Origin of the sequence: Syntrophomonas wolfei subsp. methylbutyratica (assembly GCF_001570625.1) — a bacterium.
Classification (GTDB): domain Bacteria; phylum Bacillota; class Syntrophomonadia; order Syntrophomonadales; family Syntrophomonadaceae; genus Syntrophomonas; species Syntrophomonas methylbutyratica.
Map to the genome: position 1 here is coordinate 35062 of NZ_BBQT01000005.1, position 24388 is coordinate 59449.

21 protein-coding genes and 1 pseudogene are annotated in these 24388 nt (G+C 47.6%); 19 read left to right on the forward strand and 3 right to left on the reverse strand.

Translation table 11 applies throughout. The features are described from left to right. The first annotated feature begins 36 nt into the window (after window positions 1-36). The 6 genes from AWB54_RS05665 (at window position 37) to AWB54_RS05695 (ending at window position 6859) form a co-directional block, all read left to right on the forward strand. Entirely contained in the window at window positions 37-480 is a 444-nt protein-coding gene (locus tag AWB54_RS05665) for a TraR/DksA C4-type zinc finger protein (protein WP_061213644.1), read from the forward strand. A gap of 190 nt (window positions 481-670) precedes the next feature. After that, the gene (locus AWB54_RS05670; protein ID WP_061213645.1) at window positions 671-1867 is read left to right on the forward strand and encodes a glycosyltransferase family 4 protein; all 1197 of its coding nucleotides are present in this window, start codon (window positions 671-673) and stop codon (window positions 1865-1867) included. A gap of 132 nt (window positions 1868-1999) precedes the next feature. Further along, a complete protein-coding gene (locus tag AWB54_RS05675; protein ID WP_061213646.1) occupies window positions 2000-3394 on the forward strand; it encodes a Mur ligase family protein in 1395 nt (464 codons plus the stop codon). Window positions 3395-3935: 541 nt separating this feature from the next. Further along, complete coding sequence (locus tag AWB54_RS05685; RefSeq protein WP_061213648.1) at window positions 3936-4667, forward strand: type 1 glutamine amidotransferase; 732 nt, start codon at window positions 3936-3938, stop codon at window positions 4665-4667. A 141-nt stretch (window positions 4668-4808) separates the two neighbouring features. Continuing rightward, window positions 4809-5750: a polyprenyl synthetase family protein gene (locus AWB54_RS05690; protein WP_061213649.1), complete on the forward strand. Its 942-nt coding sequence runs from the start codon at window positions 4809-4811 to the stop codon at window positions 5748-5750. Continuing rightward, the gene (locus AWB54_RS05695; RefSeq protein WP_061213650.1) at window positions 5750-6859 is read left to right on the forward strand and encodes a tetraprenyl-beta-curcumene synthase family protein; all 1110 of its coding nucleotides are present in this window, start codon (window positions 5750-5752) and stop codon (window positions 6857-6859) included. The genes AWB54_RS05690 and AWB54_RS05695 overlap by 1 nt, the downstream gene beginning before the upstream one ends. A 387-nt stretch (window positions 6860-7246) precedes the next feature. On the opposite strand, the gene AWB54_RS15880 is transcribed toward AWB54_RS05695, so the two are convergent. Next, window positions 7247-7399 (reverse strand): hypothetical protein, encoded by a 153-nt coding sequence (locus tag AWB54_RS15880; RefSeq protein WP_160328912.1) that lies wholly within the window; start codon window positions 7397-7399, stop codon window positions 7247-7249. Between the two features lie 154 nt (window positions 7400-7553). Between AWB54_RS15880 and AWB54_RS05700 the strand changes: the two genes are divergently transcribed. From AWB54_RS05700 to AWB54_RS16245, 13 genes and pseudogenes are all read left to right on the forward strand, one after another. After that, window positions 7554-7775, forward strand: coding sequence for a DUF896 domain-containing protein (locus AWB54_RS05700; protein WP_061213651.1), 222 nt, complete (start codon window positions 7554-7556; stop codon window positions 7773-7775). Between the two features lie 353 nt (window positions 7776-8128). Further along, window positions 8129-8329 (forward strand): hypothetical protein, encoded by a 201-nt coding sequence (locus AWB54_RS05705; protein ID WP_061213652.1) that lies wholly within the window; start codon window positions 8129-8131, stop codon window positions 8327-8329. 163 nt (window positions 8330-8492) lie between these two features. After that, window positions 8493-10826 carry a methyl-accepting chemotaxis protein gene (locus AWB54_RS05710; protein WP_061213653.1) on the forward strand — a complete coding sequence of 778 codons (2334 nt, stop codon included), beginning with the start codon at window positions 8493-8495 and terminating at the stop codon, window positions 10824-10826. Between the two features lie 131 nt (window positions 10827-10957). Continuing rightward, window positions 10958-12295 carry a tRNA (N6-isopentenyl adenosine(37)-C2)-methylthiotransferase MiaB gene (gene miaB, locus AWB54_RS05715; protein WP_061213654.1) on the forward strand — a complete coding sequence of 446 codons (1338 nt, stop codon included), beginning with the start codon at window positions 10958-10960 and terminating at the stop codon, window positions 12293-12295. A 20-nt stretch (window positions 12296-12315) separates the two neighbouring features. Beyond that, window positions 12316-12696 carry a YlbF family regulator gene (locus AWB54_RS05720; protein WP_061213655.1) on the forward strand — a complete coding sequence of 127 codons (381 nt, stop codon included), beginning with the start codon at window positions 12316-12318 and terminating at the stop codon, window positions 12694-12696. A gap of 260 nt (window positions 12697-12956) precedes the next feature. Beyond that, the gene (gene mutS, locus AWB54_RS05725) at window positions 12957-15536 is read left to right on the forward strand and encodes a DNA mismatch repair protein MutS (RefSeq protein WP_061213656.1); all 2580 of its coding nucleotides are present in this window, start codon (window positions 12957-12959) and stop codon (window positions 15534-15536) included. 17 nt (window positions 15537-15553) lie between these two features. After that, window positions 15554-17233 (forward strand): hydantoinase/oxoprolinase family protein, encoded by a 1680-nt coding sequence (locus AWB54_RS05730; RefSeq protein ID WP_061213657.1) that lies wholly within the window; start codon window positions 15554-15556, stop codon window positions 17231-17233. Further along, complete coding sequence (locus AWB54_RS05735) at window positions 17230-18576, forward strand: histone deacetylase family protein (RefSeq protein ID WP_061213658.1); 1347 nt, start codon at window positions 17230-17232, stop codon at window positions 18574-18576. The genes AWB54_RS05730 and AWB54_RS05735 overlap by 4 nt, the downstream gene beginning before the upstream one ends. Before the next feature lies 1 nt (window position 18577). Further along, window positions 18578-20332 (forward strand): DNA mismatch repair endonuclease MutL, encoded by a 1755-nt coding sequence (gene mutL / locus AWB54_RS05740; RefSeq protein WP_061213659.1) that lies wholly within the window; start codon window positions 18578-18580, stop codon window positions 20330-20332. 2 nt (window positions 20333-20334) lie between these two features. Further along, window positions 20335-21111, forward strand: a complete 777-nt coding sequence (locus AWB54_RS05745; RefSeq protein WP_082736042.1) for a class I SAM-dependent methyltransferase — start codon at window positions 20335-20337, stop codon at window positions 21109-21111. Window positions 21112-21157: 46 nt separating this feature from the next. After that, window positions 21158-22090, forward strand: coding sequence for a tRNA (adenosine(37)-N6)-dimethylallyltransferase MiaA (gene miaA / locus AWB54_RS05750; protein WP_061213661.1), 933 nt, complete (start codon window positions 21158-21160; stop codon window positions 22088-22090). Window positions 22091-22200: 110 nt separating this feature from the next. Next, a complete protein-coding gene (gene hfq / locus AWB54_RS05755; protein ID WP_061213662.1) occupies window positions 22201-22449 on the forward strand; it encodes an RNA chaperone Hfq in 249 nt (82 codons plus the stop codon). A gap of 78 nt (window positions 22450-22527) precedes the next feature. After that, window positions 22528-22628 (forward strand): annotated as a pseudogene (locus AWB54_RS16245) (stage V sporulation protein K); the annotation flags it as partial. Between the two features lie 38 nt (window positions 22629-22666). Here the strand turns inward: AWB54_RS16245 and AWB54_RS05760 are convergent. Further along, window positions 22667-23020: a hypothetical protein gene (locus tag AWB54_RS05760; RefSeq protein WP_061213663.1), complete on the reverse strand. Its 354-nt coding sequence runs from the start codon at window positions 23018-23020 to the stop codon at window positions 22667-22669. 170 nt (window positions 23021-23190) lie between these two features. Then, window positions 23191-24168 carry a hypothetical protein gene (locus AWB54_RS05765; protein WP_061213664.1) on the reverse strand — a complete coding sequence of 326 codons (978 nt, stop codon included), beginning with the start codon at window positions 24166-24168 and terminating at the stop codon, window positions 23191-23193. Window positions 24169-24388 lie beyond the last annotated feature (220 nt).

Genomic DNA, 24388 nt, shown 5'->3' on the forward strand with positions numbered 1-24388 from the left:
GCACGGGAGGCAGTTTACATAAATTGAGGTGATAAGATGGACTACCAGAATAATTTAAAGCAGCGCAAAGCTGAAATAGAGCAGGTTATTAAACAAAAACGGGATGAGCTGATTATTCCCCTGGGTGAGTGGAGTGATGAACTATCCCTTTATGACCAGCACCCGGCTGATATTGCCAGTGAGGTAACCCAAAGGGAAACCAATCTGGGTATATTGGAAATGTTGGAATATGAACTGGAGAAAGTAAATGATGCCCTGTCCCGCCTGCAAAATGGCCAGTATGGGGTTTGCGAAGCTTGCGGGCAGCAAATCGAGCCGGCTCGCCTGGAGCGCCTGGTAAATACCACTCTCTGTGCCAACTGTGCCCGGAGCCAGCAGAAGGGCTTCAAACGGCCCGCTGAGGAAGAAGTCGTAGCGGCCGGTCAGATGTCAGACCTGGGCGAAGGAATACAGGTCGCCGGTTATGAGCTTTATGAGTAGGGTTGGAATGTTAATAGACTCGGACATACTGGTTCTGCTAGCTGGCACTTTAGTTAACGGTGGATTTTGGAGAGCCTGGGTGTTTTCCATATCTTGCTAAAAAACAGGAAAGAGTATATATTGATTGGTAGAGGAACATTAGGGGATGGGGATTTGGGAGCAATCATAGGAATGAAGGAGGACAGGTATATTGAGAATCGGCATTTTCACTGACAGCTTTATTCCCTACACCAGCGGCGTGGTTACCTCGATTTTAACTTTCCAGAAAGAATTGAGCCGCCTCGGACACGATATCCATATCTTTGCCCCTAGCTATCCTAACTTCCAGCAGGAGGAAGAACAGGTATACCGGTTCTTTTCTCTACCGGCGCCCACCAACCCTGATTTTTCTCTGGCCATTCCTATTTATCCCGGCATGAATATGCTGGTCCGGAGGCTTGACCTGGATATTATCCATGTTCAATCACCATTTACCATGGGGCGGGTAGGTCTTCACTATGGCCGCAAGTATCACATTCCCGTAGTCTTTACCTATCATACCCTTTATGACCAATATGTTCATTATGTGCCCATTGCTCAGGATCTGGCCCGGGAAATGGCCATCAAATACAGCGTAAGCTTCTGCAACCATTGCAGCCATGTGGTAGTACCGAGCAGTGAGGTAGAGACCATACTTAAACAAAACGAGGTTAAGACTCCGCTTAGCGTAATCCCTACCGGAGTACCTCTGGATAAATTTGAATCAGGAGATAAGGAGTGGCTGCGGAGGAATTATAATATCCCCGCCGAAAACCGGGTGCTGCTTTTCGTGGGGCGACTAAGCCGGGAAAAAAATCTGGAGTTTCTCATAAAGGCCTTCCGGCAGGTAAAAGAGCGGGTAGCAAACAGCACTTTGGTTTTAACCGCCCAGGGACCCCTGGAGAGCGAGCTCAAAAAGCTGGTGCCGGAATTAGGTCTTTCGCTGGAAAGGGATGTTGTTTTTACGGGAGCCCTGCCCTTTGACACCCTGGTAAATGTTTATTACTCCGCTGATCTCTTTGTTTTTTCTTCCGTAACCGAAACCCAGGGATTGGTTCTAATTGAGGCCATGGCTGCCGGGCTTCCGGTGGTAGCGGTGGGAGCTTACGGAGTCCAGGATATGGTGGATCATGAGATAAACGGCCTTCTAACCCCTTTGGATATAGAGGTCTTTAGCGATGCTATATCTAGCCTGCTGCTGGATAATCGACGCTATCGTCAATACCAGCTCAATGCCCGCCAAAAGGCGGAAAGCCTTTCCGCCGGCAAAATGGCCTTAAAATTGGAGCAGCTTTATCAAACCCTGTATGATCAGTCCCCTCCTCGTTATTATCGGGGGTTCGACCTGGGCAGGTGGCTGGGTTCCTAGAAGCCGAATTTGAGGGCCTGTTATTGACAGGCCTTTTTTTATGGGGCGAACAAAGCCCGCCTTTTGCTTTGCCCCTTGCTATTATCTTGTGTTAGATTATTAAATAAAGACTTCTTTAGGAGTTGGAGCGAGATGAAAAACCTGCGACTCACCCTGGCCATTATAGCCGGGAAGATATTAATCTATATAAGCCGCCTGCTGGGCCACCAGGGAACTTCTTTCCCCGGCCGGATAGCCCGTAAGATTTATCCCCGGATATTGCGAACCCTGTCCCCCAACATCCGCCGGGAGATTGTAGTAATAACCGGAACCAATGGTAAGACTACCACCAGCAACATGTTGGCGGAAATTCTAAAGCAGCAAGGCTACAGCCTGGTGCACAACCGGCTTGGAGCTAATATGCTTTCCGGAATTACTACTGCTTTTATTGAAAAGAGCGATATTCACGGCAGCAGGAAATTCGATTATGCCTTGCTGGAGACCGATGAAGCCACAGTCCCATTGCTCTTGCGGGAAACTCGGCCTCGCCTGGTTCTAATCACCAATTTCTTTCAGGATCAGTTGGATCGCTATGGCGAAATGGATCATACCATAAAATTGATTCAAGAGGCGGTAAAGGAACAGGAAATCGAAATGTTGCTCAATGCTGATGACCCGCTGACCGCTAACTTCCAGGCTGAAACCGGGCTTAAATGCTGGTATTATGGCTTTGATGACAGTTCCTATGATGATAGCCGGAGCATGGATAGTAGAGAAGCAAGATACTGTGCCTTTTGTGGTCATCAGCTGGAATATGAGAAATATCACTATGCTCAACTGGGTCAATATAGCTGTCCTCGATGCCATAGCCGCAACCCGGAAAGGGATTTTACCGGACAGGAACTGGAAATGAGTCCGGACATAGAATTGAAAGTGGACGGAATAGCCCTCAAAAGTCCCTACCAGGGATTCCACAATGCCTATAACATACTGGCGGCAGTTTCCCTGGCCCGCTTGTTGGGGGTGGAGGACGAAAATATTAAGAAGGCCATTGCCAGTTTCCAACCCCAGGCTGGACGGATGGAGGCTTTCTTCATAAACGGTAAAAGGGTAGTACTGGCCCTGGTTAAGAACCCGGCTGCTTTAAACCAGACCCTGGCCAGCTTGATTTATGACCCGGGTCGAAAAAACCTTTTCTTTGCTTTAAACGATAATGCTGCTGATGGTCGTGACATCTCCTGGATTTGGGATGCAGATGTGGAATTATTGGAGTACGAGAATGTGATGGTTGAACAGATTGTTTGTTCCGGACAGAGAAGCGGCGACATAGCTTTACGCTTCAAATATGCTGGATTCCCTCAGGAAAGGATTAGAATTGAAGAAGAACTGCCGAGGGCCATTGAACTGGCAGTGCAGGGCAGCGCGGAGAGCAGTTATATACTTTGCAGCTATACCGCTCTCTTTGGTTGCCAGCGCATTCTGAGGGAGATGCAAAAGAGAAGCGGGACCGGGGAAGAAGCGGAAAAGGCTTACCAAGCCCAATCATAAGCCAAGCTTATCAATGGTTAAACGATAGTTTAACAATAGTTGATTCTACTGCAAAAAGTTATAAATATTCATTAGCTTGCATAAATATACCGCTCCAGCGTCCTTAATAGCGACCGAAGGGAGCATCAGTTGTGCCCGACAGGGCGCTTCGCATGGGCAACACCTGCGGCTTGTCTCGCGGCTCAAGGGGTACCGCGCTAATCTCCCGTCCATGGGAGGCAACCTTAATAGTGACACCCTCAGGGTGGAACACCAGGCGTACCCGAAGGGTGAAGCGCTCTCGCGACCTCCTGTCGCTCGCCCCCTGTCGCCTGCTAGCCTTCGCCGGTGCAACCTTAATAGTGACATCCGCAGGATGGAACATCAGGAGTACCCGCCGGGTGCTGCATCCATGCTTCGCCAACGCTCGCTTTGTATATTTATGCAAGCCTTATGCAACAAAAGAGGTTTTTGCAGTGGAGTCATAGTTTAACAATAGTTGAACAATCGCTAAATTACTGTTCCGTCTCCCGACGCCTTTTTTACTAATCTGGAGGTGTATATGGCACATTTTCATTTGGCGCAACTTTATCCTAATTTAATGAACCTTTATGGCGACAGAGGTAATCTTCTCTGCCTGCAAAAACGGCTGGAATGGTACGGACATGATTCCAGCATAGAAAATATAAATCCTGGTGATAACCTTGATTTCAAGCACATAGACCTGCTTTTTATGGGTGGAGGCTCAGAGCGGGAGCAGGAACTGGTGCTGCAGGACCTGGCCGACAAGACGGATTCTCTGATGAAGGCTATTGAGGAGGGCTTGCCCATACTGTTTATATGTGGAGCTTACCAGCTCTTGGGTGAATACTACCGTTCCCATGAGGGCAAAGAGATGCAGGGCCTGGGGCTCTTTTCTTTCTTTACCCAGGGACTTAAGGAACGGCTTACAGGCAATATTCTTATCCAAACCACTTTAAATGGAGCGGAAGAAAGTGTGGTCGGTTTTGAGAATCATGGGGGTAGGACTTATTTCATTGATAAGCGGCTGCAAGCTTTTGGCAGCGTTATAAGAGGATTTGGCAACAACGGAGAGGACAAGCAGGAAGGAATAAGATACAAAAACCTGCTGGGCAGCTACCTGCATGGACCTCTACTGCCTAAAAATCCAAAGGTGGCTGATTTCTTCATTAAGGCCATGGCTGAGAGAAAGGGCCTTAAGATAGAGCGTATTCTGGATGATAGCCTGGAAAACTATGCCCATGAACAAGTAAAAAGGAAACTTATGGGATAGAACAGAATATTTTGTACAGCTTGGGGCACAATACCAGTAAATAATAAGCATAAAAAGAGGTGTTGAGCTATCAACCTGGACACAGCTTTGAAACTTTACCCATTCCCCGCCGATAGTGTTAGAAAACGGATGAGGGAAGTATTGAGTACGGGAAACCCCCAGGTGGAACCTATAATTGATTATCTTCTGGAAAGCAGCGGTAAGATGCTGCGGCCTCGACTGCTTTACCTGGCTGCCTCACCCTATCCCCATGACCCGTTGATGGTTAGGGATATGTGTGTAGCGGTTGAGTTGATCCACCTGGCTTCGCTGGTGCATGATGATGTGATTGACCAGGCTCTCACCCGCCGGGGACAGGAGAGCATCAACAGCCGCTATAATAATAAAACCAGCGTCCTCACCGGGGATTTGCTTTTTGCCACAGCCTTCAACTTGATCAACCAGCACCCATTTCCCCGGGTTATGGATCAGATAACCCGGACCATCCAGTTGATGTGCCAGGGCGAAATAAAGCAGTTGTCCCTCGCCTTTGATCTAGATATCAGTGAAGAGGACTATTACGAAAAAAGCTACAGCAAAACCGCCTGTCTTTTTGCCTGCAGTTGCCGGGTAGGGGCCTGGATCAGCAGCATGCCGGAAAAAAATGCTTCATTGTTGGAAGACTATGGTCTCTATCTAGGTTATGCCTACCAGATTATTGATGACATACTGGATCTGGTGTCAGATAGCCAGGCTTTGGGTAAACCAGCTGGAAATGACCTTAAGGAAGGCAATATCACCTTGCCCTTGATATATGCCCTGAAAACCAAGGAATACGGGAGCTTATTAAGAAAGATACTGGCTGCAGATTACAGCCAGCTTGATACCCGGGAACTCAAGACTATACTGCTTGACAGCGGGGCAATCGAATATGCCCGGTCCATTTCCCGGCAATTTTTGCAAAAAGCCCTGGCCAGTCTCGAATTGTTTCCCGTCGGCCCCGCCATTAAAGAAATGAAGAATATTGCGCTATTTATAATGGAGGAATACTATGCTCGCCTCAGCTACGTCAACGAAGGCGAATTGGTAAAGGTGGTTAATTGATGCCCGGTTTGGTCAGAAAAATCCAGGAACCTGCTCATTTACTAAAGCAGCAAGGGCTGCGGGGCGGTCGCGTGAATTTGCTCTCTCATTATATTCTTTTTACCTTGAATCAGGTAAAAAGCCAACTAAAGGAATGGGAGCAAGAGGCCCGTCTTTGCCCTAACGAAGAGCTGAGGAAGCAGGCCTTAAGCAGTATCCAAGATAAAGGATTTCATTGCCAGGGAGGGGCATTTTTTGCCGTTCCTTACCGGGAAAAGGAGATTCTATTGTTGCGCTTGATTATTGCCTACCAGACCTTGTGCGATTACCTGGATAATCTCTGTGATCGGGCCGGTTGCAGCGATGGCAAAGCCTTCCGCCAACTGCACCGCTCGTTGGAAGATGCTCTCAGTATGGCAGAACCAAGTATTCTACCGGACTATTATTCCTACTATCCCAGCCAGGACGATGGGGGGTATATAGAAAAACTGGTAAGAGTTTGCCAGTCCTGTGTTAGGCAACTCCCGTCTTATCCAGCGGTTTATCCGGATCTCATTCATTTGGTCCGCCTGTACATAGACCTGCAGGTAATAAAACACATCGACCCGTGGCAAAGGGAAGAGGAATTAAGGGAATGGGCGAAGAAACAGCTCTACGCCTACCCGGGGCTTTGTTGGCAGGAATTTGCTGCAGCCGCAGGTTCCACCCTGGCAGTTTTCGCCCTTTTTGGCCTGGCCTCTATCCAGGACTTACCGCCAGCAGAGAGCCGGAAAGTGGTGGAAAACTATTTCCCCTGGATATGCGGCCTGCATATCTTGCTGGATTACTTCATTGATCAAGAAGAAGACCGCGAGGGAGGAGACCTCAATTTCACTTTTTATTATGCGGATAATCGGGAATGCATTTCGCGGCTGGAGGATTTTATTTCCCAGTCCCACGCGCAGAGTGCAAGGCTTAATGACTATGATTTTTCCCGCGTAGTGGTGGAGGGACTTCTCGCCATGTATTTAAGCGATCAGAAAATTGCCCAAAGACGGTTGCAGGCTGCCGCCCGGCAACTACTGGCAGCATCTGGCCCCAACGCGCTCAAGACCTTTCAACTCTGCCGCCTGGTAAGGAAGATTTTCTAAAGCGAATACCCTGCAAAAACTAAATAATATTCATTGGCTTGTATAAATATACCACTCGCAGTCTTCGCATGGGCATCACCTGCGGCTTGTCTCGCGGCTCAAGGGGTACCGCGCTAATCTCCCGTCCTGGTCACAACCTTAATAGTGACACCCGCAGGGTGGAACACCAGGAGTACCCGCAGGGTGATAGCGCTCTCGCGACATCCTGTCGCTCGCCCCCTTTCGCCTGCTCGCCTTCGCCGGGTGCTGCATCCATGCTTCGCCAACGCTCGCTTTGTATATTTATGCAAGCCTTATGCAACAAAAGGGTTTTTGCAATAGAATCAACATCTCAAGAATAAAAAAGCAACCTCATTATTGGGAGGCTGCTATGAAACGAGTGCCTTTTTAGATCCCCTTCTTCCATCCTTTATCCTCAGTTAAAATTCCTTCTCGACCGGCACTTTTTAGGACTGAATCATCAGAGTCATCTATTTTACTTCGTTTAGCCGTATTTTTCTTGTTGCCGGGATCAGGGGACTCTTTTTTCTCGCTATCCACTTTATTCACCTCCCATTTTCCTGGATTGATTTGTTCCCTTCAAAAATAGTATGCAATACTAGTATTTTTTCAATTCCGAAAATATTTTTCCAACTGTGTGGAACATTAAGCTATAATTGAGCCATCCTTTGAAAAACGAAAGCGAGGGACATTTTTGACCGAAGGAATAATTAAACGGATTAATGAACTGGCCAAAAAGAAAAGGGAACAGGGCTTAAATCCCGAGGAATTACAGGAACAGAAGAAGCTCTACGATGTATACCTTAACGGTATCAGGCAACAGGTGAAAAGCCAATTAGAGGCTGTATCCGCTCACCCGCCCGGATGTAATTGTGGTAAAGAACACCATCATCATAATGGTGAATGCCAAAAATAAATAGCCCTGCCATCCCTCAAAGAAACAACTTATTGGACGGAGCGGGTATAATATATGGAGAAGATATTGTATTTACTTTATTTTGCTGGTATTATCCAGTTAAACAGAAGGGCTGTGATTATTAATAATTGAATATGCAGGGAGGATAGGTCTTTAAAGAAACTTTTCCCCTGATATTTATGCCTTAAGAAAGGAATGGTAATATGAGTGAAAATAGCGGAAGAGTTCTGGTGGAAATAATCCAGGGAACCCAAGTTCTTAGCGGCGGCTGAAGCTGCAGTGGTTGCGATTCCGCGAGTAGCTGTGGATCAGCTATTGATTATGAGGAGCAAAGCAGGAAACTTGCTGAAGCAATGAAAGGTACTTATGGGGACAAGGTTGAAGTCAAATATGTAGATACGGATAAAACCGGCTTTGATAATTATCCCCTGGTTCGCCGGGTTCTTCAGATGGGTTATACTTTTCCCATAACCCTTATAAATGGTGAACCGAAATTTGCTGGCGGGATAATGGAGAGGGAAATAAACAACATTGTTGATGAGCTGATTAAATAGGAGTATCGGCTAAAACAGGGGAAGTCCCCTGTTTTTTTATGCCTGCCCCGGTATGTGAATTGATAGCCAGGTCCATAAGCGTCTGGAATATTACACCTGTACCCTCCTGCTTGGATGTGGTAAAATCCTTGATAAATACGCACCAATGAAGGGGGTAGCAATAGTGGTTCAGCGTAGTTTAAAAACCCGGATTATTCTAATGCTGGTTATATTTAATCTATTAGTATTCGGATTTTTCTACTGGAACAGCTTGATGCTGCAACATATGCTGGTAAAAGATTTTGAAAAGGAATATATTGCTCAGACCTCTGATACTGTTGCTGAATGTGTCAGAGATGCTGAAAAAGAAGCCCGGATATTATCCAATTCTCTTTTTGCCAACGCTGCTATTAAAGAGGCCTTTATACAGCAGGACCGAGCAGAATTGCTTAGACTGGTTCTCCCGGTATACGAGCAATGGCAAAAAGATCATCACATATCTCAGTTAAATTTCTTAGCTGCTGATGGTACAGTATTATTGAGAGCCCAAAAACCTGAACAATATGGGGATAATGTTAGTTACCGCAAGGCACTGGCCAGAGCCATTCAAAGCAGGCAACAAGTTTTAGCTGCTGAGAAAGGGATCACTGGTTTTGGCATTCGTTGTTTGAATCCCCTGGTGGTTGAAGATAGGTTAGTAGGTATATATGAGGTTGGGATATCTCTGGAAGAAGCTGCAGGTGAGGCCCTGAGTGAATTGCAGCAGGGTAAGTACGGCATCTTGGCGCTGGAGAAGCAAGAGAGCAGTGTATTGTGGCAGAGCTCTGTCCTGGGCGTAAACCCGGAGGCAACAGACCTGGAGAAATTGGAGCAGGGGGATAGCCTTTCCCGAAAAACCAGTGATAACCGGGTGATATTAACTTTGGTACCGATTAAAGATGTAGAAGGCAATACAATAGCTTTTGTACAGGGAGAGATTCCTCGGGATACTTTTATTCAAGCAGAGAACCGGGCTAAAAGCCGTTCGTTGCTTATAGTAATAGTTTCTTTACTTTTAGTATGTGTTATAGCCTATCTGGTATTGAACCGCGCTTTAAGGCACTTGCAACCCCTGAGAGACAGTATGGTTCGGGTTGGTGAGGGCGATCTTACTGCGGTGATAGACCTCAGCAGCAAGGATGAAATCGGTAAGCTGGCTCATGGATTCTCCGATTTACTGGAACGCTTTCGGGAGGTCATGTATGCACTTTTCACCAAGAGCTCGAATCTGACTACTAACGCCTATTTCCTGAATGATGTTGCCAGCTCATCAGTAGTGAAGCTGGGACAGACTGCGGAACAGTTGGATTATGTAGGTGGTCAGCTCCAAGGTGCCGGGCAAAACCTGCGCGAAGCTGATACTGGAGTAGAAGAGATAGCTGGAGCTTCATCCATGGTAGCGGAACAGGCCCAAAACCTGCAGGAGACTTATATGAAACTATCCCAGGCTGCCCAAGAAGGTAAAGAAGAGATGAAACGCTTTGAGGAAGTGGGACAGTTGTTAAAGGAACGGGGGGAGAGTACGGTCTATTCAGCGCGGGAACTGGAGAAGATATCCCGCGATATTGGTGAAATAACTTCAACTATTATGAGTGTTTCCGAACAGACTAATCTATTAGCCTTGAATGCAGCCATAGAGTCAGCCCGGGCTGGTGAACACGGTCGTGGCTTTGCTGTAGTTGCAGAGGAAATCCGTAAGCTGGCCGAACAAACTGCGGGTTATACCCGGCAAATAAGCAGCCTGATTAGCGGAGTCCAGGGAAATATCGGTAATTTTGTGGTGGAAATTGAATCTATGGGGACAGCTATTGAGGAAGAAAACCAGACTACCAGCCGGGTTATCGCCAGGATGGAGCATATTATTAGGCAAATCGTCAACATACAGGATGCAGTTATGGATATTTCATCAGCCATGCAGGAACAAAGCGCCGCCTCCCAGGAAATCTCGGCAGTGGTTAGTACTGTGAATGATAACATGCTATTACTTATCAGCAATTTAGACCAGATAATCGAGGATATAAACCAACAGATGGATAATTTCTCCGCTATTGTAAATATTGCTGGAGAAACTAACGATATTTCCCAAGCCTTACGGGATATTTTGGAACAATATCGTTTGCCCAATAAAGTAGTGCTGAGGCAGGTAATTGATGATCATCACGGCTTTGTCCGCAAATATCAATTTATTGTAGAACATAACCTTTTCGCTGAGCCAGATAGTGTGCCTACCCACATGCAATGCCGTTTAGCCCGCTGGCTCCAGTCGGTCCAGGATAAGGAAACGCTGGAACTCTATCAACGGCTGGCGGCTAATCCCCATGAACAGATTCATACTCTGGCCCGGGAGGCTATTCAAGCTAATAATCAAGGCCATAAGGACGAAGCCAGAGCACGCATACAGGCAATGATTGCTGCTTCAGATAAAATCATTGCCGCCTTGGAGCAATTGATTGCTTTTGAAAGTAATGAGGGGAACTAAGTCAGAGGATGAAGGCAACTAAGGTGACAAGTCCGGGTATACTTCGCTGTCCCCGGACTTATTGCTGGAACATATTCAGTACTATGAGGGATCTTACAAGGGAATAATACTAGCACAAAGGAGTTGCTCTAATGGGCGATAAAGAGAAAAAGCCTTTAAAGTATCGAATATTGACCTACGGTTGCCAAATGAATGTTCGCGACTCGGAAACCATTGCCGGATTGCTGGAAAGCAGCGGTTTTAATCAGGCGGAAGATCTCAGCGAAGCTGACCTCATAGTATTTAATACCTGTAGTGTTCGCCATTCCGCTGAGAACAAAGTGTATGGCAAACTCGGGGAAATTGCCTCATTAAAGAAAAAGCGACCGGAAATCCTAATTGCTTTTGGCGGTTGTATGGCTCAATTGCCCGAGGTCAGGCAAAAGCTTAAAAAACGCGGAGTAGATGTGGTCTTCGGCACACATAACATCCACGAGCTTCCTTACTTGATTGCCCGGGCGCAAGAGGAAAGGAGCCCGGTTTTTGAAGTCTGGGAAAAGGAAGGTAGAATTGTCGAACCTTTGCCTTCTTGCCGCAAGCCCGGGCTAAGCGCTTTTGTCAACATAATGTTTGGCTGCAATAATTTCTGCAGCTACTGTATTGTTCCCTATACCCGGGGGCGGGAGAGAAGCCGTAAGGCGGATGATATAATACGGGAATTGGAAGAGTTGGCGGCTGCCGGATATAAAGAAGTAACCCTCCTGGGACAAAATGTGAACTCTTATGGCTGTGGCCTGGAGGAAAAAATGGAATTTGCCGACCTCTTGTACCGGGCTAATTCTGTTGCCGGCATTGAGCGCATCCGCTTTACCACTTCCCATCCCAAAGATGTATCCGACCGCTTGTTGCAGGCGATAGCTGAATGCGAAAAGCTTTGCGAGCATATTCACGCTCCTTTGCAGGCAGGCAGCAACCGGATATTGCAAAGGATGAACCGCAACTATAGCCGGGAACATTACCTGAAGTTGGTTGAGAGAATGCGCCACTATGTTCCGGGGGTAAGCATTACCAGCGACTTAATAGTAGGTTTTCCAGGAGAAACGGAAGAGGATTTTCTAGAAACCCTGGATATGGTGGAAAGGGTTAGATTTGACGCGGCGTTTACTTTTATGTACTCGCAGCGCAGTGGAACCCGGGCGGCAGAATTTGCCGAGCAGATTCCCCTGGAAGAGAAAAAACAGCGTTTGGAGCGTTTGAACCGCCTGCAATACCAGATTGCCACAGAAATAAACCAGGAACTTCAGGGCAGCATTCAGGAGGTACTGGTTGAAGGACCCAGTAAAACCAACCCGCAAAAACTGACCTCCAGAACCCGGAGTAATCGTATTGTTATTTTTTCCGGCGAAAAAGACTTAATCGGTCGCTTGATTAATGTTAAAATAACAGAAGCCAAAACCTTTTCCTTGTTTGGAGAAATTTTTAACGAATAAGATCTAGGGAGGGAACTTTTTTGACCAGCGAAGAAATTATAAAAATGGCGTTCGAACTGGGTAATGCCGTGGCGCAATCAGAAGAGATCGAGGGGCTTAAGGCCAGCCAGGTCAGGGTATCCCAGGATCATATGGCTTATGATCTTATCATGAGTTATCAGGATGCCAAGAGTAAAATGGAAAATAAGCTCCAGGATGGCCTATCTATTGGACAAGCCGAACAAGCTAATTTAAAAAACTTGGAACAGGAACTAAAAAGCAATAGTATCATTAATGAGTTGATGGCAGCCCAGGAGAAATTTGACAACCTCATGCAGGCGGTATACTTCGCTATGAATCAAGCCCTCTCCGGCGGTTGTTCCAGTGGTTGCGACTCCTGCGGCGGCAGCTGCAATATGTAATATCAACCAGGTTGACTCCACTGCGAAAACCCCTTCTGTTGCATAAGGTTGCATAAATATACGAAGCCTGATTCGGAACGGAACGACACGGGGGTCGTTCCCTGCACACTCTTCGCTCGCTTTTAATGTAGCTGAGCGGTATATTTATACAAGCCCATGAATATTAATAACTTTTTACAGTAGAATCACAATGTTGAATAGTATTTAATGAAAAAGACTTGGTTTTGCTGAGTCTTTCTTTTTAGGAGGTATCCATCTTATTGGCTGACTATACCCCGATGATGCAGCAATACCTGCAAATAAAAGAGGAACAGCAGGATGCCATTCTCTTTTTTCGCCTGGGTGACTTTTACGAAATGTTTTTTGAAGATGCCCGGATAGCTTCCCGGGAGCTGGAAATCGTACTTACGGCACGAGATGGCGGAGCCGGAAGCAAAATCCCCATGTGTGGAGTCCCCTACCATTCCGTGGACAACTACCTGGCGCGTCTTATCAACCGGGGATATAAAGTGGCTATCTGCGAACAGGTGGAGGACCCCCGAGAGGCCAAAGGCATAGTCAAGCGCGAAGTAACTCGTATTGTTACCCCTGGTACTATTATCGAAGAGCATTTGCTGGATCAGGCGAAGAATAATTTTTTGGCGGCGGTGGAAGAAGAGCCGGCTTGTACAGGTATCGCCTACATAGATATTTCCACTGGCGAGTTCTGGCTAAGTGAAATAGCCGGGGAAAATGCCAGGTCCCGGGTGGAAAGCGAAATACTCCGTATTTCCCCGGCGGAATGCCTGCTGGCCGGCAGCGGCAGCCTGACCGGCAGTTGGGAAGAGGAATGGCTGCTCCGGCAGAATATTACCTTAAGCGTTTTGGATGAACCGCCATTAAGCCTGGAACGAGCAGAAAATCTCTTGTTGCGTCAGTTGCAAGTTGCCTCCCTGGAGTCTTTCGGCCTGAAATCCTACTCGGCCGGCATCAAAGCTGCCGCCAGGATAATTGCTTTCCTGGAAGAGACGCAAAAAACCAGTCTCCAACACATCAAGAGCCTGCGTTGTTATAGCAGCGATAATTATCTGGAGATGGATTTTTACAGCCGGCGCAATCTGGAACTGACGGCTACCTTGCGGGAAGGCAAAAGAGAGGGTTCTCTGCTCTCCATACTCGATGAATCTCGCACCGCTATGGGCAAGCGCCTGCTGCGCCGCTGGATTGAACAGCCGCTGCGGGAAGCCGGGGAGATCGAAGAACGGCTGGATGCGGTAGACGAACTGAAAAACACCCTCTCGCTGAGAACGGAACTTAGCCCCCTTTTATCCCGTATAAATGACCTGGAAAGATTGGGGGGAAAGATCGGTGCCAGCGTAGCCAGCCCGCGTGACCTCCTGGGTTTAAAGTCATCGCTGGCGGTAATCAATGATATAAAAAAGGCCTTACAGCCATGCCGGAGTGAAATCCTGCAAAGGCTCGCAGCTATGGATGCGCTGGAAGAGGTATTTGCCTTAATTGACGCCTCTATAAATGACGAGGCCCCGCTGGGGATAAAAGAAGGCGAATTGATCAAAACTGGTTACAAGCAGGAAATTGACGAGTTGCGAGAACTATCCCAAGAGGGTACGAATTGGCTGGTGGAATTTGAAAACCGGGAAAAGCAGCGAACTGGGATAAAAAACCTCAAAGTCGGCTTCAATAAAGTTTTCGGCTACTATATAGAAATCACTAAATCCAACCTCTCCCTGGCACCGGCGGACTACCACCGCAAACAAACCCTGGTCAACAGCGAGCGTTTCATTTCCGATGAATTAAAACAATACGAAGAAAGAATCCTGGGGTCCCGGGAAAGGCTCTATTCCCTGGAATACCAGGAGTTTATAAAAATAAGAGAAGCTATTATTCCCTATTTGCCCCAGGTAATGGAGACCGCCCATGCCATAGCGATTCTGGATGTTTTACAGGGACTGGCGGAAGTGGCCTACCAAAACAACTACATTCGACCGGAAATAGATAATAGTGGTAAGATAAGAATAAGGGCGGGACGGCATCCGGTGGTGGAAAAGGCCTTGCGCGAAGCCCGTTTCGTTCCCAATGACCTGCAGCTTGACCGGGATAAGGCTCGTTTTGCCATTATTACCGGTCCCAATATGGGAGGCAAGAGCACCTTTATGCGCCAGGCCGCCCTGTTGGTACTCATGGCCCAGATGGGCAGCTTTATTCCGGCGGAAGAAGCCCAAATCGGCCTGGTGGACAAAATCTTCACCCGGGTGGGGGCTTCCGATGACCTGGCCGCCGGTCAAAGCACCTTTATGGTGGAAATGATAGAGGTAGCCAATATCTTAAATAACGCCAGCGACAACAGCCTGGTAATTTTGGATGAAATAGGACGGGGAACCAGCACTTATGACGGGTTGAGCATTGCCCAGGCCGTAAGTGAGTATCTTTTGGAGCATAGCCGGAGCAAGGTTCTTTTTGCCACCCATTATCATGAACTTACCCGCCTGGCGGAAAAGTTGCCGGGGATAGTCAATCTCTCTGTCTCCGTTAAAGAGACCGGCAATACGGTGGTTTTTTTGAAAAAGGTTTTACCGGGTAAGGCGGATAAAAGTTATGGATTGCATGTGGCGCGTTTGGCCGGCCTGCCGGAAAAGCTTATTATTAGAGCAGAGGATATTCTGCAGGATTTGGAAAAGAGTAAGGAAAGCCGGCCCGCACCCACTCTGCTGCAACCCCTGCTCTTTAGTGACAGCCATCCCGTGGTGGACGAGCTTAAACAGCTGCATATCGATGACTTGAGCCCGCGGGAGGCCTTAAACCTCTTGTATCAATGGCAGAAAATGCTTGATGATAAATAAATGAGGAGGTGAGGCAAATGTTGATTGGGATCGATGTTGGTGGCACATACACTGACGGAGTTCTCTTTAAGCAAGGTGCCATTATAGCTACGGTAAAAAAACCTACTGATGATATGAATCTGAAAAGCACCTTGCTCGAGGTGCTGGATGAACTGCTGCCCAGTGCTGAAGGGCAGAAGATAGAACGGATAGTTTTCAGTACCACCCTGGTAACCAATCTCCTGGCCACCGGCCAGGGGGAAAGAACGGCTCTCATTATGCTGCCGGGTCATGGTTTACCTCATGATGCCTATGATATCTGCCCGGATATCTTTTTTGCCCGTGGTACCGTGGACTTTCGAGGCAATGTTATTGAAAAACTGGATCAGAAGGAAATCGATGATATCCTGGCCCGGATTGCTGCTGCGGGAATCAAGCGGGTGGCCGTAGCGGCCAAGTTTGCCAATCGCAATGACATCCTGGAAAGAGAGATTCAGAGTAAATTGGCTGCCAGCTATCCTGATATATCCGTTTCCATTAGTTCCGAAATATCCAACAAGCTGAATTTCCCCCGCCGGGCAGCAACCACCTATTTTACCGCTATGACGGTAAAGGAATGGATGCAATTTGCGGCGGAAATCGATCAGGCGATAACGGAGAGGGGTCTGGACAGTGAGCTACATATACTGAAAGCTGATGGAGGTACCTTTAGCCTGGATACCTCGTCCCGGAGACCCTGTGAAACCGTTTTTTCCGGCCCCGCTGCCAGCACCATGGGCGGGTTGGCTTTAAGCCAGCCCCATCTTAATTCAGTGGTTTTAGATATTGGCGGTACTACTTCGGATATCGCATTGATAATAGACGGTGCTCCCCTTTATGCTTCCAAGGGAGCACGACTGGGCAAGCAATATACCCATATAAACGCTTTCGCGGTAAATTCAGTAGCCCTGGGAGGGGATAGCTGCCTGGACTATGATGGGGAAATAAAAGTACAAAACTTCCGCCGGGGAGCAGCCGCCTGCTTCGGGGGGGATTATCCCACCGTTACGGATGCCTTTAACTGCAAGATGGATTTGGGAATAGGCAACGCTGGCCAATCCGCGGAAAAACTGCAGCAACTGGCGAGCAAAGCGGGAATGAAATCTTCCGAGCTTTGCCGTCAGGTAGTCAATATAGTCATAGAACGATTGGTAAGCAGTATAGAAGCTATGTTCCGGGAATGGGAAAACGAGCCGGCCTACAAGGTTTGGGAAGTGGTGAACCGGCGCAAGTTCAAGTTAGATCAAATAATCGGTATAGGAGCGGCGGCCACCGCTATTGTTCCTCAGGTAGCCGCCAGAATGGAGGTAGACTCATTCCTGCATGACTATTCTCCAGTAGCCAATGCCCTGGGAGCAGCTGTGGTTAGACCCACTCTGGCCGTGGAATTGCATGTAGATACCCCCAATAATTTCTTCTCTGTTGGTCCGGGAGGGATAAGAGGAAGCCTTAATGACCGGGGGGGAATGCAATTGGGAGAGGCTAAAAATATGGCCCGGCAATACCTGCTGGATATGTGCCGGGAGCAGGGAATGGAGTCCTATGCCAGTGAATCCAGCTTCTATATGGAAGAACAGTTCAACATCATAAGCGGCTGGAGTCGTTCCGGCAAGATCTTTGATGTGGGGATACAGATAGCACCAGGATTTATATCCGAATACAAGGGGGTGAGCTCATGAAACCGACCGGAATTCTGTTTTTCCCTGCCTTTGACTGGGCCATATCACCTACCCATCCGGAAAGAGAAGAAAGGCTTCTCTACACCCGCGATCAGATCTTTGAAGAGGGGATAATGGATTTGCCCCAGATTAAGGAATACCACCCGCGCCTGGCCGAAATCCGCGATGTAGCCCGGCTGCATTTCTGTATTCCTTCGGTGGAAGCACAGATTATCGAAGCCCACCTGGTATCGGCTGGTTCCGCCCTGGTAATGGCCGATGCTTTCATGCAAGGAGAAATAAAAAATGCCTTTGCCATAATCCGCCCGCCGGGGCACCATGCTATGACCGTAAGCCACGGCAACCGGGGGTTCTGCAATATCAACAATGAAGCCATAATGATTGAATACCTGCGGCAGAAGTATGGGATAAAACGGGTAGCCATTGTAGATACTGATGTTCATCACGGCGATGGAACCCAGGAAATTTATTGGCATGACCCGGATGTGCTCTTCATTTCTTTTCACCAGGACGGACGCACCCTCTATCCGGGCTCCGGCTTCGTGGAAGAACTGGGAGGACCCTTGGCCCATGGAACCACCATAAATCTCCCTCTGGCCCCGAAAACTACCGATGCTGGAATCCTCTATGCTATCGATGAACTCATCCTGCCCATGCTGGAGGACTTCAAACCGGATATAGTGATAAACTCGGCCGGTCAGGATAACCATTACAGCGATCCCCTGGCCAACATGGCTTTTTCGGCCCGGGGCTATGCCGAATTGAATTCGCGACTGGCACCAGATATTGCGGTACTTGAGGGTGGTTATTCCGTGGAAACGGCTCTGCCCTATGTCAATATGGGTCTGATAATGGCCATGGCCGGAATTGACTATTCCAACCTGCGGGAACCGGATTACAACCCGAGTCGATTTAAGGAATCCCCCCGCAATATGGAATATATTAAAAAAATGGTAGCCCAGCAATGGAACGCCTATAAAAACCGCGAAGAAACTATAGCTGATAACCGTAAGAAATCGGGCAATTTCGTAAATTACAATAAAAGCATCTTTTATGATACCGAATATATTTATGAGGATCAGATTAACCATTTGCGTATTTGCCAGAATTGCGGTGGTTTTCGTATGATTGAGTCCCGGGCCCACCAGCGGACCGGCGAGCATTTTCATGTGTTCTGCATAAGCATTCCCGCCAATGCCTGTCAGCAGTGTCAGGAGGAAGGCCGCGCCGCTTACCAGGATATGATCAAGAAGCGTCCCTTTGACCTGCTATACCTGCAGGATCGGGTAAAAGATGATTTAAGGATTTACAAAGTGCATAAGGACACAGAAACGGTTTTGTAAGATGGCCATAAAATTATTGGATGATAATGTAATAAATAAAATTGCGGCTGGGGAAGTGATTGAAAGACCGGCCTCGGTGGTCAAAGAACTCCTGGAAAATGCTATTGATGCTGCTTCCCGGAACATCGCCGTAAAGATTTCCGGGGCCGGGCTGGATAGTATTGAGGTGGCCGATGACGGGGAAGGGATTTCCATGGAGGAACTTCCCCTGGCTTTTTTGCGGCATGCCACCAGTAAAATAGAGAATGAGGGCGACCTCTTGCGGATTATGAGTATGGGATTCCGGGGGGAAGCTCTTCCCAGCATAGCATCAGTTGCGCGCATGGATATATACAGTAAAAAGGAAAAACAGGACGGCATTCACTGCTTCATTGAAGGCGGGAAGATCCTGGACTTAGAGTATTTTCCCTGCCCCGAAGGCTCCAAGATAATCGTATCTGATCTATTCTTTAATACACCCGCCCGCAAAAAGTTCCTGCGCAGCCCGGCAACGGAGGGGAATAATGCCTACGAGCTGGTTATAAAGTACGCCCTGGCCCGGCCCGATATTGCCATATCCTTCAGCAATGAAAAAAGACAGCTGTTTCGTACTCCGGGCAATGGCAGTTTAAATGATGCGGTAATAGCTATATTCGGCCGGGATTTCCTGGAACCACTTATCCCGGTAAAATGGGAAGGTTTGAGCCTTGGCATCTCTGGTTTGATTTCCCCGCCGGGGGTAGCCAGAATGAACCGGAAAAGGCAGCTGATCTTCGTCAATCAAAGACCGGTTAGAAGTCCTCTGCTTTACCGGGCTCTGGATGAAGGCTACCGTGGTTTGCTGCTGGCCCGGGAGCAGCCGCTGGTCATACTGCAGATATCGCTAGCGCCGGATAGTATAGATGTGAATGTTCACCCGCAAAAAAGCGAAGTTCGTTTCCGGGATGAGCAAAGCATCTTTCGTTCGCTCCGCGGGCTTTTACGCGATACCCTGAATGCCGGAGATTATCGTTTGCAGGACAGCCTGCCCCAGAACCGTCCCCCATCATTCTATCCTGCTGCCGGGCGGAAAACAGCCGGGCAGAAGGTAGAAGAACAGCCCGTGATTCCTTTTATGCACGATAGCAAGGCCTATAAGCGGGTGGAGGAGACGGGAGGAGAAGCCTGGCTTCCCTTATCCCCTGAGGAACAGGCCTTGAGCAGCCGTAGTCCGGCCTATGATGAATTTAAAATACTGGGGCAGCTTTGGGATTCCTATATACTGCTGGAAAAGGAGCAAACCTTCTATATCGTAGACCAGCACGCCGCCCACGAGAGGATTATCTATTCCCGGCTGCAGCAGTTTTATGCCGGTTCCCGGGGAGAGATGCAAATGCTGGCTTTTCCATTGCTTATGGACTTGTCGCTGCGGGATATGGAATTGCTGGAGAAAAACCAGGAGATCCTTGGCGAGCTGGGCTTCGACCTGCAGCAAGCCGGTCCCAGGTCCATTTTTCTCCGGGGAACTCCGGCCCTCATAGCCGGGCAGGAAAGGGAGGTTCTATTTGAAATATTAGAACTCCTGGCCGGGGGACAAGGGATTAATCTTAAAAATGAGGCCATAATAAAAATGGCTTGCAAGAAGGCGGTCAAGGCCGGAACCCGACTGGACTACCGGGAGATGAGGAAAATAATACAAGAGCTTTTTGTCACCGATGATTATAAGAACTGTCCCCACGGGCGTCCCACCATAATCGCCTGGAAGCAGGCCGACCTGGAACGGATGTTCAAGAGGTAAGTGTGAAGATAATAGCGACCACCACCCAATCACAGACTACATTATGCCCTGAATATAAGCAGTTTCTGGAGGAAACCGGCCTGCCTTTTATTCCCCGGGAACGAAGAAGCCTAGAGGCTATCGCCCGGGAACAAGAGGCCCAGGCCGTACTGGTTTGGCAGGCCAGCGGACCAATACTTCATATGGGTCTTGAACGCTTCTTTTTCCATCCCAGTATGGCCAAAAACCGCATAGCTTCATATCGCCAGCTGGGTACTATTGATCCCTTGATTAAAGCCTGTGCTTTAGAAGCGGACAGCAGCTTTTTGGATTGCACCCTCGGCCTGGGAGCTGATTCTATAGTAGCCGCTTATTATGCCCATGAAGGCAGGGTAGTAGGCTTGGAATCTTCCCCGTTAATCGCCGCCATAGTCAAGTGGGGGATGAAAGTATATCATTCGAAAATGAGCTGGCTGAATCAGGCTATACATTCCATTCAGGCAGTAAATGCGGAGCATTATGATTATCTCCGGAAACTTGAGGATAATTCCTTTGACATTGTTTATTTCGACCCCATGTTCCGTAAACCGCGGTATAAAAGCACCGCCCTGGCTCCTTTAAGGCTGCTGGCCAACCATCAAGCCTTGAGCCGGGAAGTTATAGCCGAAGCCTGCCGGGTGGCCAGAAAGCGGGTAGTTGTAAAAGAGATGCCGGTAAGCCGCGAGTTTGAACGGCTGGGGATAGAGCAGCTTATGGAAAACCCCAATAATCCCATAGCCTTTGGGGTTATACAAGTCTGATTAGCTAAGGAGTCGTTTGCCAGTTTTCAAAAGTGAGGTGAGGCTCATGCATAAATTGGCGGCTATTGTAGGTCCGACAGCAGTTGGCAAAACCAATATATCACTGGAAGCAGCCCGGCAAATAAACGGGGAGATTATTTCCTGTGATTCCATGCAGCTTTACCGGGGCATGGACATAGGCACCGCCAAGGCCAGCCAGGAAGAGCAAAGCCTAGTTGCACATCACCTTGTTGATATAGCAGATCCCCACGAAAATTTCACTGTTGCCCGCTATCAATCCCTGGTAAAAGACCTTATCTCCGCCATCAACGCTCGGGGAAAGATTCCCATTCTAGTAGGGGGAACCGGACTTTACTACCAGTCAGTGGTTGATGATTATAGCTTTTTTCCTATGGAAGTCCGGCAAAGCATACGCGACAAATGGAATAATATTATTCAAGAAAAAGGATTGCATCATGCCTATCGCTGGTTGGAGCAGATAGACCCTGCATATGCCCAAATAATCAGCCCCAATGACCAGAAAAGGGTGGTACGCGCTCTGGAGGTTTATGAGCTCACGGGAAAAGCATTCTCCACCTTGCAGGATAGGGCAGAGAACACATATTATTTGGCAGCGGTGGGATTATACTTGGAAAGAAGAGAATTATATGCCAGAATTGAAAGACGGGTCGATGAAATGATAAAGAAGGGGTTGATTGAGGAGGTTGCAGCGCTGCGGGAAAAGGGGATAGACCTTTCGAATAACTCCATGCAGGCCCTGGGATACAAACAGGTATTTTATTTCCTGGAAGGTTTTATTAATCGGGAAGAGATGCTAAATGAAATAAAGAGGGAAACCCGGCGATATGCCAAAAGGCAGTTGACCTGGTTCAAAAAAGACCAGCGTATAAAGTGGTTTAATGTAGGCGATTTTAGTGATGAGGAGCTTTTGGTTAAAAAAATTTGTACCTTTATGGAAGGACAATTCGCAATAGTGTAGAAGATAGAGAGGACAGCTTCGCGGTGCCGGCACTAAAACCCTGGCCCAATAACTCTGAGTCGGTACAGAGCAGGCAATATAGAGAGAATTAGAATGGAGGACATAAACTAATGAGTAAAAGCCAGATAAACTTGCAGGATGCCTTTTTAAATCAAGTGAGGAAAGACAAAATCCCCGTAACCGTCTTTTTGGTTAACGGGTTTCAGATAAAGGGAATGGTAAGAGGTTTTGATAATTTCACCGTAATTATTGAAGTAGACCAAAAACAGCAGCTGGTATACAAACATGCGATTTCAACCGTGGCCCCGCTCCGGCCTATATCCATGATGAATCTGGAAGCCAGAAGCGATGACGACTAAACTCACTTTCCCTCGGTGGTTGTAGCCCCCACCCTGCGGGTACTACTGATGCTTCCTGCGGTCGCTATTAAAGATGCGGCCATGGGTGGCATAGTATTCATTGATGAAGCCTATTCTCTGGCCCAGGGAGGAGAAAGGGATTTTGGCACAAGGAAGCCATTAGCACAGTAATAAGCACCCGCCTATGGAGGAAAAATGGGAGCGGCCCGTAACCTATTTACCCCAAAACAATTATTTCGATGTCCGCACTACTCGTCCTATGCCATAATTTAGCAAAATCGTCCATAAACATATTTATAATTTCGTATATTTGGTCATAATCCATAGTGGTTTTTAAGGCGTTAAATTCCGCATCAAGCAAACAAAGACTCCTGTTAATGCTGATAAAATAATTATTTTTTATATTATTGTAATGCAGGATTAAGGCTTCGTTTTTCATGTAATTTAAAGCATATTTTACTAGTTTTGTATGTTCTTTAGCGTCTAAATTGCTATTAAATAAAAATCGCTTAGTAAAAGATGCGTCAAATACATCGATCATTTGTTCTGCGCTTGGTTTTCTTTTTCTCATATTCTAACCTCCTCTGGTTTTAAGTTTATTGTACTAAGTTGTAGTGCTTTATTACAGAGCTACGATTCGGTCATATAATAGCGTGTATTTGCCTTCAATATCCTGTTCATCATGGAAATGCCCCAAATACCAGTCCTTGAATTGAAGTTTTCTTCTATCAGGTCAAAAAGTCATTTAATTCGGGAAAGAAGATCTTTAACCAGGTCTGCATATTGGCTATCAGGATCTTTAAGAATCGCCTCGAAAAGTTCTTTAACTCTGCTGTCCGGCAGGTATTCGGCCAGGCTTTGCAGCAAACTCGGCACATAATCCCATGAATCATAATCGGAACGCAGCGGCTGCTCATTAATCCGCAGCAGAAGTTCCATGGCCTCCGGATGCGGAGCACAGTGTCCCAGGGCTGCTACCAAAACATCAACTTCGGCCATATCCTGGGGATCGGCATCGATATAGCTGCGGATATATGCTGCTATGAGCGGGATATCTCCAGGATTGCCCGACAATGACAAGCCATAGGCTGCTCCATTGCGATAAGGAGCACTCTCATCGGAAAGAAATGAACGCAACAAGCGAAAAATCCGTTCATCTCCGGCCAAAACCAGCGGAGGAACAAAGTTCTCCCAATCAATATCATCCGCTCCGCTGCTGATTATTTCAAAAAGCGCATCGCGCACTGCTTGTTCCCGGCGGCCCCAGTGGTTCAATATCATATTGGCATAGTATGCCGGGTTATGATGAAAACCGTCATCCCGCGCCTGGGATATGCTTAATAAGGGCGAAAGGAATGCGACAGGAAGGTTGGCCTGGTGAATATTTGTTATCAAGCACAGTACTTGGCAGGCATATAGCTGGTATTCGTGCTCCTGCCTGTTCAAGCAGTCGAGGATATGCTCCAAAGCCTTCGCCAAATGCTCCCTGGCCCCGGTCTTGATTAAAATATCGATGCATTCTTCGCCAATGGAACAGATATTGCTTTTGCAAAATACCTCCAGCAGTTGTTCCGAGTATGCTGGTGTATCTATCAATGATCCCAAGTGAAAAATGGCCTCCCGCTGTTTGTCCAGCTCAGCCTCTTTATCGAGCAAACACTCAAAGCATTCATTGATAAGCTCTTGTTTTCCGTCAGTATTGTCGCGTTGTCCGGTCATGAATCATTACCCCCACAACTACTGCCAACATTAATTGCGTTGGCCTTCCCTGGATTATCCCACAAGCTAAGGACAACTGTCTGTCCGTGTTTTTGTCAAAAAATTGATATTCTAAAGATTTGTAATCCGGGTGAAAGCAGGAGATCTAATAAAGCCGAGCAACTTATTTTAAGTATTAACCTGCCTGCTGGAATTTCAGATTGTACCGGGAGAATCAGAG